The organism is Pseudomonas sp. 210_17 TE3656 (assembly GCF_054821965.1).
Map to the genome: position 1 here is coordinate 4,825,645 of NZ_JBTRBC010000001.1, position 16,632 is coordinate 4,842,276.

Sequence of the window (16,632 nt, forward strand, 5' to 3'; positions counted from 1 at the left end):
GTCGGTCAGCCGCGGGTCGATTGCGGTAGTTCGGCGACCAGCCGCAACGATGCGGTCAGTTCATCCAGTTGATAGTGCGGCCGCAGGTAGGTCACAGCCTTGTAAACACCTGGCTTGCCCGGCACCTCGAAGACCTCGGCGCGCGCTTCGCGCAGCGGGAACTTGGCCTTGGCTTCCTGGCTGGCGGTGTCATCGAGCAACACATAGCTGGCCAGCCATTTGTTGAGGAACAACTCGACGTCCTTGCGCGAGGCGAAGCTGCCGATCTTGTCGCGCATGATTGCCTTCATGTAGTGGGCAATGCGCGAGGTGGCGAAGATGTATTGCAGCTGCGCCGACAGGCGTGCGTTGGCATTGGCGATGTCGGTGTTGTACTGCTTCTGCTTCTGCGTCGACTGGGTACCGAAGAACGCCGCATAGTCGGTGCCCTTGCAGTGCACCAGCGGAATGAAACCCAGATCCGAGAGCTCTTTTTCGCGGCGGTCGGTGATGGCGATCTCGGTAGGGCACTTGAGGGCGATTTCACCGTCGTCGGTCTTGAAGGTATGGGTCGGCAGGCCTTCGACCAGACCGCCACCTTCGACCCCGCGGATCGCCACACACCAGCCGTAGCGCGAGAACGCATCGGTGACCCGGGTGCCCAGTGCATAGGCGGCGTTCATCCACAGGTACTTGTTGTGATCGCGGCCGTCGACGCTTTCAACGAAGTTGAATTCTTCCACCGGGGTGGTATCCGGACCGTAGGGCAGACGGCCGAGCACGTGCGGCAGGGTCAGGCCGACATAGCGCGAGTCTTCGGAGGCGCGGAACGACTTCCACTTGGCGTATTCGACGGTGTCGAAGATCTTCGCCAGGTCACGCGGGCCGGCCATGTCAGTGAACGAGTCCCAGCCGAACAGCTCCGGCGAAGCCGCCGAAATGAACGGCGCGTGGGCGGCAGCGGCGACGTGGGAAATCTCTTCGAGCAGGTACATGTCTTCCGGGTTGCGGTTGAACTCGTAGTCCCCCAGCAACATGCCGAACGGCGCACCACCGAAGGTGCCGTACTCTTCTTCGTAGATCTTCTTGAACAGCGCGCTCTGGTCGAATTCGGAGGCGGCCTTGAGGTCGCGCACCAGGTCCTTCTTCGAGGCGTTGAGCAGGTGAATCTTCAGCGTGGTGCTGGTCTCGGTCTGGTCGACCTGGTACTTCAGGCCGCGCCAGGAGGCTTCCAGCTGCTGGAACTCACGGGCATGCATGATTTCGTTCATCTGCTCGGAGAGCATCGCGTCGATCTCGGCGATACGCGCATCGAGCACCGCGATCAGGTCTTTGCTCGGCGTCATTTCGCCTTCCAGCACCTGGCCCACCAGTTCGCCGATCAGGTCGCGGGTGCGGGTGCGCTCGGTCTCGGAGCGGGCCACGCGGCTTTGCGAGATGATGCTGTCGAGCAGCGAGGATTGCGGGGCGAAGGCTTCCACTTCCACCAGATCGCTGGCCTGTTGCGGCACGGCTTGCTTGTCGGTCATCGTCAGGCTCCTGCTTACGCGTTGCGATCAGTGGCGGGAACTTCGGCGTCGCGACCGAATTCCTTGCCCAGGGTTTTGAGCTTCTCGGTGTTCTGCAACACGTCCATCAGCAGCTCTTCGAGCTTGTCGTTGCCGCCCATCTTGTTGCGCAGGTCTGCCAGCTTGTTGCGCACCTCCAACAACTTGCGCAGCGGCTCGACCTGCTTGACCACGTTCTGCGGCTCGAAGTCTTCGAGGCTGTTGAAGTTCAGCTCGACCCCCAGCTGGGTACCGTTCTTGGCCAGGGTGTTGTCGACGCGGTAGGTCAGGCGTGGCTTGATGCCCTTGAGCACGCCGTTGAAATTGTCGCGGTCGATGAACACGAACTTGCGGTCCTTGAGCTTGGGCAAAGGCTCCAGCGGGTTGCCGGAGAAATCGCCCAGCACACCGACGACAAACGGCAGCTCTTTCTTTTCCTGAGCATCGCCGATATCGACGTCATAAGTGATATGGACCCGAGGCGCGCGGACGCGGTCGAGTTTGTGCTGGGTACTTTCCTTCTTCGCCATCGTGATCTCCTGTGCGAGCAATGCGCTGCAAATCGTTTGCGTAGCGGTCTTTATGCTTGACCGCGGGTTACAGTCCTTCGATCGTCAGCAGCAGGCGCTGACGGATTTCGTCATTCATTTCCAAGATGTTGTCGCGGCTGACCAGCTCTTCGAAGCTGGTGTTGCCGGCAATCTGCGTGCTGCTGCGGATGACGGATTCATCGGGCAGTTCCGAGCGTACCGGCGAGCTGATGATGCAGAACGGCAAGTCGCCAAAGCCCTTGAGGCGTTCGAAACTCAGGGCAAAGCGCAGGCCTTCGAACAGGCGGCTCAAGCCGGGCGACTTGCTCAGGCAGTAGAACAACACCAGGTAATGCACCACGAAACGGTACAACTCGGCGCTGCTGCGATTGGGGTCTTTGATCACGCTGCGAAACTGTGCGAGGTCGAAAGAGCTGAAGCCCACGACCCAGCGCACCGGGCTGGTGATACGGATGCTCTGACCGCTTTGCGCGAGCACTTTGTCGTATTCCAGCGGGAACAGTTCGGGGGTGGTGCTGATCAGGTTGAGCGGGACTTCCAGCTCGCTGACCAGCTGGAAAGGGGAGGCCGAGCCGATGCGCTCGTAGAGCTCGATGAGCTCCTTGAAGTGGTGCTGGGTTTCGCGGCCGCTGCTGCGTTGCGCGCCCTGCAGGTATTCACCGAACAGCGTTTGCGGACGGATCAGCAGGGCCAGGGTCGAGAGATAGTCCGACGCCTGCGCTTTCAGCGCATCGGAAATCACCCGGGTCTGGCTACGCAGCCTGATCAGTGCTTCGACATCAAACGTCTGTGTCATCGGTGCATCGTCCTTGAGCCTTCTTGTTCGTCCCGTAACACCGGTACGCATGGAAGCTGAATCACATCTCCCACGCACTTTGGTGCGATTCTGGGAGTGGTACTGGCACTTGAATATCGAGTTGCCAGCAATGTCCTGTAGGGCAGTCTTCTTGGGGAGAAGTTCCTGAGAGTCGGGCAATTTTTTCGTGATTTTGTGATGTACCGCAATGATGTCTTAGTGCTACTAAATAGTGGCCTTTTGGTATTCTAATTAAGTTTTACCCAATAAAATCAGATGGTTAGGCGGTGTTTGTTGGATCCAATCCGCAGTGCGGATTTTTTTCGAAAAAGTGAACCAGGTCCGTTTTTGAGAAAGGTTTTTTCGAAAATGAACAGGAAGGTCGGGAGAGAAGGGCGACTGAATGATGGCACTGTAGGAGCGGGCTTGCCCCGCGATTAGGCCGGTAGAACTCCCGCTGCCTGCACTACGCCCGCTTAGCTTTTTAAAATTGGCTCATGGATTACTGGTTGGTACGGCCGACATGGCAGTTATTGTGGTTGTTTTCATGATTTAGCGGTGGGAGTGGCTATTCAGCTAATTGTAAGTGAAAATGCTACGCGGCTTGGGACTTCCATTGATAACTATTTGGCAGGCAAGGATTGACTTATGTTCGCGGCTGAGGCGGAAAGTTTCTTTTCCAGAATACTGGCGACATGGTTTTTTTTTACTATGTTTGCTTTTTTTGCTGCGGCTCTTCTGCCCGGTCTGTTAACTGTTCCTGCGGTCATTGCTTGTATGGGGTTGACCTATTGGTGTGTCGACTGCGCCTATCGCACTGAGCGGTTTGGGAGGTTCGCGGCTTTTCGACTTTTCAGTATCCTTGGACTTGCTCCAGTAATAGGGTTCGTTTGTGCTTTGATGACCGCAAGCAAAGAGTTGAAGCTAGGCCCTCTACTCTCGGTGGCGTTCGGCTGTATTCCAGTGATTATCGCTGTGGTTGCCTACCTGGCCGTTTATCAATGGTGCGGCCAACATAATGATCTGGTTGTTCGGGGGCAGCGCGTGGAAGTGGCTGAAGTCGCTCCGCGCCGTGGAAGTACTGTGATGCTAAGTGGTTTGGCGGCAGGGCTAAGTAGCATGATCTATCCTATGGTTAAATCCCATAATATATCTACTGTGGCGCTGGTTCTTGCAGTTGTGGCTCTTTCCTTGTTTGTTATTTTCTATTATCGCAACAACATCGCCGCGTTCAGAGAGTTAAAAGAACGTGAAACACGCGAACGCTGCCATTACACCTTCATGAATGTCGAAGAGATCCGAGAGAGACGCGTGGCGTCTTTGCTCGGCCGGATTTTTGCTGTCAGAACCCGCCGTTAAGGTCGGCCAAGAAATCAGTTATAAAGAAGGGTGCCGAGTTAATGGGCCCTCTTTCCATGCTGAGCCTGCAAAAATAGTTGAATTCACACATAACATCGACTGGTGGCGCCTATCCGGGAAGTTGGCGCACTTTGACAGGTACTACGGAGTTCTGTTCGGGGCTTACCGGCCGTCCACCTGGATGCAGACTTCTTTGTCACCGATTATCTTGCAAGGCCAGTTATCATTGATGTAACGGCTCGGTTTGAAGCAGGCACGCTCATCGTTTACCCAGAATAGTTGCCAGGCAGAACCTGATATTAGTAGTTTTGGGCAAGGTGAATAGTTTCTGGCTAGTAGTGTCAGCGTGGTAGCTATTATTAGTGCGGGCACTATGTAAAGTATTATTTTTATAGATGAGCTGAACATTAGGTTTTGGAAGCGATAAAGTTTCGATGAGCGCGGGGGGTCGAATTTTTTTCCGTTCCAGGCTGCGATGGATGCCCCTACGACTGCAATAAGAACGGCCGGTGGTGCCATGAGCAGGCCAAACGCCAAGTAGGGCACCTCTATGACAGGTGCGTCACGGTAGAGACGTCCGTAAATAGGGAGAACATTGGTCCAGAGCCAGTAAAGAGAAAATACCCCGATAAGCAGCATGCCGGGTATAAACACCAGGGCAAGTAGCCTGAGTTTCGTTGCGGATATTTCAGTCAGTGAATTCAAATTTTTTGAGCCAGTATTGATTGAATTTGCTTTTGTACTGAGTGACTAATTGGTCGCCTTGGAGACTTGTTGATTTCAGCGAAATCATTGTCGAGAAGTCATCATGCGCGAGAAAGAATTTTTCATTGTCTATGAGAATTTCCCAAACGCGAATGTCCACTGAATCTGACTTTTTACAATCTTTCCATTTAGCAAGCCAATAATGGTTGCTGCGTAAGCTGGAAAGTCACCCCAGTCGACGCATGATGTCAGGTTGAGGCAAAGCCTTCCGGAGTGCATGGTTTCAATGCCAATGGCATCTAGCCTGGTTGAGTTGTCCATCAAAAATATCTCCGTCGCTGAAGGTCTTCTTCGCTGAAGAGGTTGGTTCGATGAAGAGGTAGTGACCAGGAATATCGCACCACTGCATGGGTGTGCGCATCTGGCCGCGTTCAGCAGCGCTGATCAGGGGCTCCAGTGCGAAGCTGAGTTCATGACCACGGGGCCCCTGGTTCTCAGCACGTCAATGGAGGCCCGTAGTTTCAGCGATTTTTCTTTCAGTGATTCAATGTTCATGCACGACCTTGGCTGAACTTGAAGCGTGTGTCTCAGCGACTCCCATAGATAAGATCATCCATCTCATCATGAAGCGGTGCGCGTTCGAACAGTTTCCGCGCCAGTTCTTGAATATGTTCCGACCAAGCGACCTTTCTGACCCAGTCCTGTGGCATTCCTGAAACGCCATACAGTGCGCCTGCAATTTGGCCCGCTGTCGCTGCAACACTGTCAGCGTCATCCGCAAGGTTGGCAGCTAACAAAATCGCATCTTTAAAGTTGTCGGTATTCCAGACGGCCCAAAGCGCTGCTTCCAGTGTGTCGATGACGTAGCCGGAAGAGCGGATCTGATCACGGGTCTTCTGTTTGTATTCGCTGGCGTTGATGATCAGTGGTCGTGGGAGGAGTGCCCGTACCATGGCTGACAGGGCTTCATCTTTGTCAGCGCCATTGAGAGCCAAGTGCAGTTGTGCAGCAAGAAGCTGGCAACAGTTGATGGCTTCTTCAGCACTGTGTGTGATTCGGCTTTGTGTAGCGCTTTCTCGCCACGTTGCAGATAGCGAGTGCCGACGAAATATTGCGGTCGGGGCAAGCCTTATGATCGAGCTATTGCCTGCCGTTGACGGAGCATAGTTGCCTTGCCAGGTGAGACCTTGCGTTTCCCAGCCTTCCAGTGCGTTGCGGGTGGCATTACCAATGTCGAAGCACCTGCCATTGGCACTGTTTTCTCCACGCCTGTACCAGCGCACCAGCGCATCGGAATAGGTTGTAAAGTCAAACGTTTCCTTGGCCAGATAGGTATCCGCCAGGCAGAGCGCCATGCTGGTGTCGTCAGTCCATTGTCCCGGGGCCAGCTTGAAGGGGCCGCCGCCAACCATGTCGCTCACCTGTGCTCGATCACGAGGCAGAAACTCGAGGGTAGTACCCACGGCATCACCTATCGCCAGGCCTAGCAACGCACCTTGCGCTCGGTCCAGTGCCTGGTCGTCCGACAGCGTGCACGTTCTCGCGGAAAGCCACGCAGGTTTGCTATAGGGCAGCCTGGGGGCGTCGGGCCGCAGGGTATAATCCATGCGTTGCTGTAGTTGTGGGGACGGGAGCGGGAGTAAGTGGTCGTATTGCTCTACGTACTTTGACAAGGCTTCGTTTGAATTTCTTAGATCAATCATTTCATTCCCCGAAAAGGCTGCGCAGGCCAGCATGTGCTCGCACTGGTACTCTGAATCCATCCGTTGATTGAGTCGGCGCAACGTCGTAACGTGCCGTTCGGATGAGAATAAGGCCGACTTGCCTAGAGCAGTCTTGTCTGCGAACTTTCCTCCAGTTGATTTCCACTGAAATGCTTACAGAGCGTGAAACTCAATGGTTTCTGCATCGATCATGTAGCTTGCTGAGTAATTGATCTAACTCATTGTTTTCCTTGATCATGGGTTGTCCGTTATTATAAAGGACAATGTCATTGATTGAGCCCATGCCTCCAAAGAGAAGTGAGATTTTTGATAAAGTATCAGTTGTGTTGTGCGGTAGTTCTGCGCGGTATTCATCTAGCAGTGCCGCCCAATCCAGCCGGTCGCCGAGGCGAAGCAGCTCGGAAATTCGTAACATGATTGCGGTGAGTTCAGCAGTGTTTATCATTTTAGAGGGTTCGATCCAATTATTTGCACACCATCAATGGTCCATGGTTTTACGACAACTATTTGCTCGGTGCCACCTATATAGAATCCTCCTTGCGAGCCAACCTCTCCTATATAGACTTCAGTGCCTGCTGGGATTTTAACTTTGAAAGCAGTATCAATTGGAGACTTTCCTCCGCCTGGCCAAATTGGCAATACGGCTTTGTCGATTCGGGTTTGCAAGACGCCAGCAGGGGATTCCAAACTGAAAAACTGCCCTAATGGCTGACCTTCCACTCCAGCTCTGGTGAGAACAGTGTCCTGGTCAAGAATGACAGCAGTATATCGGCCCCCAGCAAAAGTTTCTGCCAACCTTGGGTCAAGTGGACCTGGCTCGATGGCAGAATAGGTACCTGTCACTCTTCCTAATTTGTGTCGGACTGGCTCCAAAACTTTCTGGAGAGTCGCTGACTTTTGAGGTGGCAGTTCAATCAAGGCTTCCTCTGCCTTGGTCAATCGTATCGGGTTGCTGGTGCGCAACTCCGGCTGAGCAAGCAACTTCTGCTCGTTCTTCGCCAGCCACGCCGCCAATTGCTTGTTGGATATCTCCGCCTGCAGCTTGGCGCTGCGTGTGGCAATGCTTTCCATGCTGTTCATCACGCCCGCTTTCATCTGCCCGCGGGTGAGGTAGGTGACGATGGCGGTCAGCAGCAGCAGCACCAGTTGCTCCTGGCCCCGGGCCAGTTGCCGTGCCGCGCGTTCGGTGCGTTCCTGGGCCTGTGCCGATGAGCCGCCGCTGGGGTCCAGTCCGACGGGTTTGAGGCCGTCCTCGGCGTACCAGGCGGTGGCCAATCCTTCCTGCAACGTCGACAGGCAAGAGGGTAGGCCCTGGTAGAAATATTCGGCGATGGCCGACAAGCCCAGGCCCATAAGAATCAGGTTGCCGACCTGCAAGCCGATGCCCGCTCCAGCAACCGCTCCAGGCGCAGCACCGACGCCAAAGGCGAAGGCACCTGCCGCACCGCCGGCAACGGTTCCGATGGCAACGCTGCCGCCGAGAATCATCGTCACCTCTTTGACCAGTTGCAGCAGCACCGGAAGGATCTGCTCGATGTTGATCGAGGCCCACTTGTGCTTGAGGTTGCTCTGGATGATCGGGTAGGAGAGGTTCATTGCCAGGAGGACGTTGTCGATCCGCTGTCCGCCCATGTAACCGTAGGCCTGGCCTGCGCCATTGCTGACGCGTCGGGTGAAACCGTCCCAGCTGTCGTTGGCGCTCTGCAGGCCTTCGTTGACGCTCTGGTTCAGTTCACTGAATTTCTGATCGAGGTTTCGTTCGATATCGCCCCAACTGGGGATGTTGGCTAGAAGGTCCATTTTCGCATCACAGTCCCTGGATGAAGGTAGCGCTTGCCGAGCCTGTCGAGCGCCCGGCGCAGGAGACTGGTTACCGAAGTCAGACCTGCGCTCGCTCACAAAAATTTCGACATGGATCCCATTTTTCTTCTTAACGCCGTACATCGGCAATGATGTCAAAAAGATACTAATGGCATTTTTCTGTGTATCGAAACTCCGCTCGGGTCAGGCGTTGCGCTGCTTTCAAGGCCAACAATGGCCTGTAAAGTTGGCATGGAAAAAATGCTTGAAACGTGAAACACGCCAACGCGCTGCACATTTTTCTCAGGTGCTGCGCAAGGTGCAACAAAATCGAAAGCCCTGCGAAATGCGGTAAATGCTGGCTAATTGACATAGTTGACAGGGCATATTCTCCCGGTGTCTCCTTTGGATCCATTTTGGCCGTTTTGCCGTTCAAAAGTGTGATGCAAGTCGCGTTTCCGGCAACGTCCCAAGGCACTTTTTCACTGCCTCGCAGTCGCATGGACCGACGGGGTTCGCGCGCGTATCGCGAGCAAGATAAGCGCCCGACACGAACAGAGTTGTTGCTGAGCATAGCGGTAGCGTGCTGGCCGTGCTTTCAAGGAGAAACACATGATCATGGATCTGGCCGCGCTGCTTGCCCCGCAGAATCGCCGATTGTTCAAGTTCCACAACCTGGCCAACCCCGAACAGCAATTACTGCTCGAAACCTTCAAGGGTGTGGAAGGCCTGTCGCAGGCCTTCAACTACGAGCTGTTGTTGGTGTGCGAAGAGTCCGGCGTGCCGCTCAAGTCGATGATGGGCCAGCAGGTAAGCATCGAGATCGAACTGGCCGAAGGCGGTCCGCGCTATCTCACCGGCTACCTCACGCGCTTCGCCAGCATTGGCAGTGACGGTGGCATGGCGCGCTACACCGCGACGCTTAATCCCTGGTTTTCGATGCTCAAGAACCGCTTCGATACACGGATCTTCCAGGGTAATACGGTCGAGGAAGTCGTCACTGAAGTGTTCGCCTTGTGCCCGGCATTTTCCCGTCACGAGTTTCGCCTGACCCGCCCGCAAAAGCGCTACACCTACATCACCCAGTACCGTGAAACCGACTTCAACTTCGTCCAGCGCCTGCTGGAAGAAGAGGGCATGTTCTACTACTTCGAGCACACCGCCGAAGGTCACACCATGATCATCTGCGACGATTCCAGCACCCTCGTCGCACTCCCCGAACAGCCGCAGATACGCTTCCACAGTGCTTCGGTCACCGAGACCTCCGACTCCATCACCCAATGGAGCGGTAACCGCCAGCTGCAGTCGGGCAAGATGGCTACCCAGACTTTCGACTACCGTCAGCCGGGCAACCGCCTGCCGGTGGCGATGAACAGCCTGAACAAGCAGGGCGATGTCGAACCCTTCGAGATTTACGACTTCCCTGGCCAATATACCCACGGCACGTACGACGAGGGCGAAACGCTGCTTCGCTTGCGCATCGAGGCGCTGGAACTGCGTGGCAAGAAGTTCGAGGGGGCCAGCAACTGCCGGGCCATGAAGCCTGGCTATACCTTCGAATTGCTCCAGCACTACGCTCACGAACAAGGCAGTATCGAAGACCGCCAGTTTCTACTGATGAAGGTGGAAAGCGAAGGCCACAACAACTACCTCAGCGGCCAGCAGGCCAGCTACTTCAACACCTTCTCGTGCGTGCGCAAGAAGATCCCTTTCCGCCCGCAACTGACCACCCCGCGACCGACCATTTCCGGGCCGCAGACCGCCATCATCGTTGGCCCTCCCGGGGAAGAAATCTTCACCGACGATCTAGGCCGGGTGAAGATCCAGTTCCACTGGGACCGCAACGGCAAATACAACGACCACAGCTCCTGCTGGGTCCGTGTCGCCCAAGCCGGCGCCAGTGGTGGCTTCGGCAGCATCCAGATCCCGCGGGTCGGTGACGAAGTGGTGGTGGTGTTCCTCGACGGTAACCCCGATCGCCCGCTGATCATGGGCAGCCTCTACAACAGCCAGAACACCCCGCCGTGGTCGCTGCCGGCCAACAAAACCCAAAGTGGCTTCCTCACCCGCTCAATGAAAGGCGATGGCGGCACCGCGAACTTCTTCCGCTTCGAAGACAAGGCCGGCGCCGAGCAGATCATCATGCACGCCGAGCGCAACATGGACACCGAGATCGAGCTCGATGAAAGCCATGATGTCGGCAACAACCGCAGGATCACCGTGGGTGGTACCCATACCGAGATCGTCAAGAAAGACACCGTGGTGCAGATCCAGGAGGGTTCGTACACCTTGCAGGTGGACAACCAGTTCATCCAGGTCAGCGCCCAGCAGCACATCATCCTGCAGGTAGGGCAGAGCAGCATCACGCTCACCCCGGATGGCATCGAGATCAAGGGCAAGGTCATCACCACCACCAGTAGCGAAACCACCACGATCACCGGCGCTACAGTCCGGATCAACGACTGAGGCCGCGGGCGATGAGCAGACCGTCGATCTACGACCGCATTTCCGCCAAGCGTATAGCGCAGGAAGAAGCTGCGCGCGTTGCAGCATTGGCCGAGGCTGCCAGCCAGGCTGAACCACAGCCTGAGCCGGAACCCGAGCCTGTTGCGTTACAGGACGTCACCAGCAGCTTCACATTTTCCGGCTTCAACCTGATGTTCCCGGCCGGTTTTCGCTTTCGCGATATCCACACCACCCTCGAACATGACGGTGAGCCGGTGACCTTGACGATCCGCCGGCGCGATGTGCGTCCCGGGCAAACGCTCGAGCAGTTGTTCGCGACAGCAACCCGGACCCTTCACGAACGCAACCCGCAGATGCGGGTGATCCGTCAGCGTGACTGCCGTATTGCCGGGAGTGCGGCCAAGGCCGTGGATTTTCATTTCAGCGCAGGCCATGAGCCTCGGCACGGTCGCCTGGTGGGGGCACTTGTGCCTGTCGAAGGCCGAGACGCCGTGCAATGGCTGGATATTTCATGCGTGATCGATCCGACCAGACCCGGGCTGAGCCTGTGGCTGACGGAGTTCGATCGCCTGCTCGACGGCCTTGCGCTGCGCTGACGTAACACCCTTTTTTGATACCAGGAATTTTCATCGCATGGACTATGAGCTGCAGGAAGGTGGCATCGCGCTGCCACAAGGTTTTGAGGATCGCACGGTCAACATGTTCGTGCTCGGGGCGAGTATTCCCGCGCCGTTGAGCATCACCATCTCGCGCGACACACTACTGCCCGGCGAGCAGTTGCAGGCGTATGTCGACCGGCAGGTGAAAATGCTCACGTCGAAGTTGCGTGGCTATACCCGGATGGGTAGCAAGCAGGTCAACCTCTCGAGCAGCGCACCCATCGAAGGGCTGCAGATCGACGCCTACTACATGAACCAGGGACGGCCGCTGTACCAGCGTCAGGCGGCGTTCCTGCTGACACCTGAACGCGCCTTGATTTTCTCCACCACCGCGCAAGCAGACTTCAGCCCCCAGCAGAACCAGGACTGGGACAACCTGCTGGCCAGTTTCACCCCGCGCACCCCGGTCGTGACCAGCACCGAATCCGGCGAACAGGAGTAACCCCTCATGTTCGAAGCGGCCAGGTTCGGCGACGAGATTTCGCACACCAGTGCATTGGGGGGCTTTCTGATCGGCGCCGCCCTGGGTATCGCGCTGATTGCCACGGTGGCCATCGCCACCTTCACTTGCGGATTCGGTGTGGCCTTGCTCGCCGGCCTGGCAGCGGGCATCGGGGGCAGCTTGCTGACCGCTGCCGGGGAGGCCATAGGCAGTATGTTTTCATCCCCCTCCGGGACGATACTTACTGCCTCACCGAATGTCTTCGTCAACAGCCGCAAGGCCGCCCGGGTCGAGAAAAGCCTGGGGGCATGCGACAAACATCCAGGCCCGGTGCAGATCGCCGAAGGCTCGACCAACGTCTTCATCAACAGCTCGGCCGCAGCGCGCAAGGGCGACAAGCTGACCTGCGGCGCCACCATTTCTGGCGGTTCGGGCAACGTCATCATCGGCGGCGGCACCTACCGCTACCTGCCGGTGGACGATGAAATCCCCAAATGGCTGCGCACCACCGTCGATGTACTGATGGCCGTTGCCGGTGCGGCCGGTGGTATCGCGCAACTGATCAAGGCCGGTACCCAGGCCGGCATGAAAGCCGTCATGCCCTGCGCCTTGAAATTCACCGCAGGCTTCGTCGCCGGTGAGGTGGCCAGCCGCTACGTGGTCGAACCGGTCGCGCGCAAGGCCATCGGTGGCCTGGTCGGCAACCCGGTCGATCTCACCACCGGGCGCAAACTGATCCCCGACGAAATCGACTTCAGCCTGCCGGGCCTGATGCCGATCGAATGGTCGCGCTTCTACGCCAGCGACCTCAGCGTCGACAGCGTGCTCGGCCGTGGCTGGGTGCTGCCCTGGGAGCAAAGCCTGCGCCGGCGCGGCAGCTTCATCTACCTCACCGACAATCAGGGCCGTGAAATCCCGTTCGTCACCCTGCAACCGGGCGAGCGCATTTACAACCCGCACGAGCAGGTGTACCTGGTGTGCACCGAGGGCGGCCACTACCTCCTGCAAACGCTGGACAATCTATTTTTCTACTTTGGCGAAGTGCCGGACGACGACAGCCCGGTGCCGCTGCAGCGCATCGAAAACGCCCTCGGCCACTTCCTGCATTTCACCCGTACCGCGCAAGGCACGCTGACCGACATCAGCGCCACTGGCGGCACCCGCGTGCACCTGCACTACGACCACCCGCTGGGTCGCCTGACCGAGATCAAACGGCTGGTCAACAACCAGGCGGTCGAAACCCTGACCCAGTACCGCTACGACGAGCAGGGTCAGCTCAGCACAGTGATCAACCGCAACGGCGACAGCGTACGCAGCTTCAGCTACGTCGACGGCCTGATGGTGAATCACAGCAACGCGTTGGGCCTGGGTTGCCATTACCGCTGGGAAACCCTCGGTGGCCAGCCCCGGGTGGTCGAGCACTGGACCAGCGACGGCGAGCACTTCCACTTTCGCTACGACCTCGAAGGGCGCACCAGCTGGGCCACCGATGTGCTTGGTCGTGAACTCGAGGTGCATTACAACGCCGACCACCGGGTGATCGCCAGCCGCGACTATGGCGGCGAGCACTACGCGATCGAGCTGGACGACAATGGCAACATGGTCGGGCTGAGCTTGCCGGACGGGAACCGTCTGCAATTCAAATACGACGAATTTGCCCGCCTGCTTGAAGAAACCGACCCGCTGGGCCGCACCATCGCCTACGAATATCACCACCTGACCACCCTGGTGACCAAGGTCAGCTACCCGGACGGTAGTACCTGGCAGGCGCGTTACGACGACAAGGGCAATCTGCTCGCCGAGATTGATGCCCTGGGCCAGTTGACCGAGTACCTCAATGGCGACGATGGCTTGCCGCACACCATCATCGACGCCAACCACAAGTCCAAGTACCTGTGGTGGAACACCCAGGCCCAGGTCGAACGCTATCAGGACTGTTCGGGCAAAAGCACCTCCTACCGCTACGATGAGCGCCAGCATCTGGTGGCCGTGACCGATGCGCTGCAGCAGACCACCACGCTGGAGCGCAAGCCGGACGGTGAAGTCCTGCGCATCAACCATCCGGACGGCACTGCGGAAAACTTTACCTACAACGTCTATGGCCAGGTGCTCAGCCACGCCGACGGCAAGGGCCAGGTCACCCGCTTGCAACGGACAGCGCGGGGCTTGCCGAGCAGCCGCCAGGATGCCAAAGGGCAGCAGATACGTTACGAGTACGACAAGGCCATCCGCCTGACCGCGTTGGTCAACGAGAACAACGCGACCTACAGCTTTGCCTACGATGCCGCGGATCGGCTGAGCGAAGAAGTGCGGGTGGATAACCTGACGCGGCGTTTCAGCTATAACGAGGGCGGTTACCTGACCCGCGTTGATGAAATCGGTTATGGCGAAAATGGCGAGCAGCCGCAACGCGAGACACTGTTCGAGCGCGATGCGATTGGTCGTTTGCTGGCCAAACTCAACAACGATACGCGGCAGCAGTATGAGTACGACGACGGTGATCGATTGCTGAGCATTCAACGCCAGCCAACCGTGACCGGCAAGCAACTGGATGTAACCGAAGAGAAGCTGGAATACGCCTACGACCTGCTGGGCCGGCTGACTCAGGAAGTCACTGCCGATGGAGCCCTGAGCTACGAGTACGACCCGCTCAGCAACCTGACCACGCTGACCCTGCCGGACGGGCGCAAGATCAACCATCTGTATTACGGCAGCGGCCACCTGCACCAGTTGAACCTGGACGGCCAGGTAATCAGCGACATGGAGCGCGACGACCTGCACCGTGAGGTGTACCGCACGCAGGGCAAGCTGACCAGTTGCTTCGGCTATGACGCGATGGGGCGCAAGGCGTGGCAGTTCGCCTCGACCTTGCCAGCTGAAAAGCTGTCACAGGTGCATAACACGGGGATCAACACCTCGTTGCTGGTGGAGCATGCCTACAACCCGGTTCACCGGCGCTACCAGTACGATCCGGCGGGTGAGTTGGTGCGTACGCTGGACAAGCTGCGCGGCGAGATCAAGTACGAGTACGAGGCCAACGGCCAGTTGCACAGCCGCGATACCGGTTCGTTGATTGGGAGCGAGGAATTCCGCTACGACGCCGCAGCCAACCGGCTGAACTTCAATACCAGCCAGTTCGACAAGGTCAAGGACAACCGCATCAGGCAGTGGCGGGATCAGGAGTATCGCTACGATCCCTGGGGCAACCTGATCGAGAAGCGCTCGGGGCACGGCAAGCTGCAGAGCTTTGTCTACGACTGTGAAAACCGGTTGGTCCGTGCCGAGACGTTAGTCAACGGCAAGCTGGAGAGCACGGGCGAGTATCGCTACGACAGCCTCGGGCGGCGGGTGGCCAAGCAGTCCGAGATCAATGGTAAGGCCGAGCAGAAGCGCTTTCTTTGGCAAGGGCTGCGGATGTTGCGGGAGGAGGTGCCGGGGCAGAGCAGTTTGTACCTGTATGAGCCGGGTAGTTATGCGCCACTGGCGCGGGTCGATCAGGCCGAAGGCGAGGAGCAGAAGCTCTATTACTTCCACACCGACCAGATCGGTACGCCGCTGGAGATGACCAACTGTGATGGAGAGATCGTTTGGCAGGCGACGTATCGGTCCTGGGGAGCGATTGAACAGCTGGCGGTCAGTGAAGTCGAGCAGAATCTGAGATTTCAGGGGCAGTACTTTGACGACGAGACCGGACTGCACTACAACACCTTTCGGTACTATGATCCTGAGGTGGGGCGGTTTGTATCACAGGACCCGATTGGTCTTCTTGGTGGCCTGAATTTATATGGCTATGTTTCAAGCCCATTTACCCGAATCGATCCTTGGGGTTGGTGCGAAACTAAAGGGATGGGAGTAAGCAAGTCTGGGCATCATGTACCATCCGTACGGAAATCAAAAGGACGACCGTTTGCAGTGTCCAGGTCGGATAAGACCCGGCCAACACTTTTCCCTAAAGGAGAAAATCCAGAGCATGAGCATTGGCTTTTGCATGAAGCTGAGAGGGGACCGATTGGGCCGAGACAGGGTGACTTCTCAGGGACAGATGATCAACTTTTCGCTGCATACCGTGAAGCATACAAGGATTTGGATCACATTAAAGTAGATGTTGTTTCACCAAATGGTACTCATGTGTTGGGTGAAAATGTAACCCCGCGCGCTGCAGTTGATTTAATTGAGAACTGGCTAAGAGAGGGTGGATTAAGATGAAAGTTGAAACCTTGAACGATGTTAGGGACATAATCCAGAAGGCAGGCTTTTTTGAGGCTGTCATTTCCAGTGTAAGTGATTGGGATGAGGCTCTGGAAGAAAGGGATAGTGAGGACTTTGATAAGGCTTGGGTGGAGTGTTTCAATAAGCTGAATAGTCTCACTTATGACGATCTGGCTGACGAAAAAATTGTGAAGGAGTTAAGAGAGTTCTCCTTCAAAAAAGTATTCTCGCTAGCTCATAATTCTGAGGTTGCAAGTTATATATCTGATGATATTGGTCTTGTGGCTGACGCAGTCTCAAAGACTACCCTCAGTGGTTGGGTCTCTAAACTTTTTGAGGTGTACTTGTCTGGTGAGTTTCCTCGCTAGCTTAGAGGGCTGTGGTTTTTAATGTAT

General features: G+C 56.7%; 13 protein-coding genes. 6 read left to right on the top strand and 7 right to left on the bottom strand.

Going from position 1 to position 16,632, the window contains the following annotated elements; all coding sequences use genetic code 11:
- Positions 1-5 precede the first annotated feature (5 nt).
- The 3 genes from tssC to ACVI9W_RS22440 all read right to left on the bottom strand — a co-directional run bounded on the left by tssC (position 6) and on the right by ACVI9W_RS22440 (position 2,873).
- The gene (gene tssC / locus ACVI9W_RS22430) at positions 6-1,508 is read right to left on the bottom strand and encodes a type VI secretion system contractile sheath large subunit (RefSeq protein ID WP_157192117.1); all 1,503 of its coding nucleotides are present in this window, start codon (positions 1,506-1,508) and stop codon (positions 6-8) included.
- Between the two features lie 14 nt (positions 1,509-1,522).
- Entirely contained in the window at positions 1,523-2,056 is a 534-nt protein-coding gene (gene tssB / locus ACVI9W_RS22435) for a type VI secretion system contractile sheath small subunit (RefSeq protein ID WP_157192118.1), read from the bottom strand.
- 67 nt (positions 2,057-2,123) lie between these two features.
- The gene (locus ACVI9W_RS22440) at positions 2,124-2,873 is read right to left on the bottom strand and encodes a hypothetical protein (protein ID WP_157192119.1); all 750 of its coding nucleotides are present in this window, start codon (positions 2,871-2,873) and stop codon (positions 2,124-2,126) included.
- Between the two features lie 648 nt (positions 2,874-3,521).
- On the opposite strand from ACVI9W_RS22440, the gene ACVI9W_RS22445 reads away from it, so the two are divergent.
- Positions 3,522-4,232: a hypothetical protein gene (locus ACVI9W_RS22445; protein ID WP_157192120.1), complete on the top strand. Its 711-nt coding sequence runs from the start codon at positions 3,522-3,524 to the stop codon at positions 4,230-4,232.
- Between the two features lie 162 nt (positions 4,233-4,394).
- On the opposite strand, the gene ACVI9W_RS22450 is transcribed toward ACVI9W_RS22445, so the two are convergent.
- The 4 genes from ACVI9W_RS22450 to ACVI9W_RS22465 form a co-directional block, all read right to left on the bottom strand.
- Positions 4,395-4,871, bottom strand: coding sequence for a hypothetical protein (locus tag ACVI9W_RS22450; RefSeq protein ID WP_232478260.1), 477 nt, complete (start codon positions 4,869-4,871; stop codon positions 4,395-4,397).
- A gap of 653 nt (positions 4,872-5,524) precedes the next feature.
- The gene (gene tri1 / locus ACVI9W_RS22455) at positions 5,525-6,640 is read right to left on the bottom strand and encodes an ADP-ribosylarginine hydrolase Tri1 (RefSeq protein WP_461531859.1); all 1,116 of its coding nucleotides are present in this window, start codon (positions 6,638-6,640) and stop codon (positions 5,525-5,527) included.
- 190 nt (positions 6,641-6,830) lie between these two features.
- Positions 6,831-7,106 carry a DUF6966 domain-containing protein gene (locus ACVI9W_RS22460; protein ID WP_157192121.1) on the bottom strand — a complete coding sequence of 92 codons (276 nt, stop codon included), beginning with the start codon at positions 7,104-7,106 and terminating at the stop codon, positions 6,831-6,833.
- Entirely contained in the window at positions 7,103-8,461 is a 1,359-nt protein-coding gene (locus tag ACVI9W_RS22465; RefSeq protein WP_157192122.1) for a DUF6861 domain-containing protein, read from the bottom strand. The genes ACVI9W_RS22460 and ACVI9W_RS22465 overlap by 4 nt, the downstream gene beginning before the upstream one ends.
- 612 nt (positions 8,462-9,073) lie before the next feature.
- Between ACVI9W_RS22465 and ACVI9W_RS22470 the strand changes: the two genes are divergently transcribed.
- Genes ACVI9W_RS22470 through ACVI9W_RS22490 form a run of 5 tightly spaced genes read left to right on the top strand, consistent with a single transcriptional unit; the run spans position 9,074 to position 16,605 of the window.
- On the top strand, positions 9,074-10,927 hold the full coding sequence (locus ACVI9W_RS22470) for a type VI secretion system Vgr family protein (protein ID WP_461531250.1): 1,854 nt from the start codon (positions 9,074-9,076) through the stop codon (positions 10,925-10,927).
- An 11-nt stretch (positions 10,928-10,938) separates the two neighbouring features.
- On the top strand, positions 10,939-11,523 hold the full coding sequence (locus ACVI9W_RS22475) for a hypothetical protein (protein ID WP_461531251.1): 585 nt from the start codon (positions 10,939-10,941) through the stop codon (positions 11,521-11,523).
- A 37-nt stretch (positions 11,524-11,560) separates the two neighbouring features.
- Positions 11,561-12,028: a DcrB-related protein gene (locus ACVI9W_RS22480; RefSeq protein ID WP_461531252.1), complete on the top strand. Its 468-nt coding sequence runs from the start codon at positions 11,561-11,563 to the stop codon at positions 12,026-12,028.
- Positions 12,029-12,034: 6 nt separating this feature from the next.
- Positions 12,035-16,234, top strand: a complete 4,200-nt coding sequence (locus ACVI9W_RS22485; protein WP_461531253.1) for an RHS repeat-associated core domain-containing protein — start codon at positions 12,035-12,037, stop codon at positions 16,232-16,234.
- Positions 16,231-16,605, top strand: coding sequence for a hypothetical protein (locus ACVI9W_RS22490; protein ID WP_461531254.1), 375 nt, complete (start codon positions 16,231-16,233; stop codon positions 16,603-16,605). Before ACVI9W_RS22485 ends, ACVI9W_RS22490 begins: the two co-directional genes overlap by 4 nt.
- The last annotated feature ends 27 nt before the right edge of the window (positions 16,606-16,632 follow it).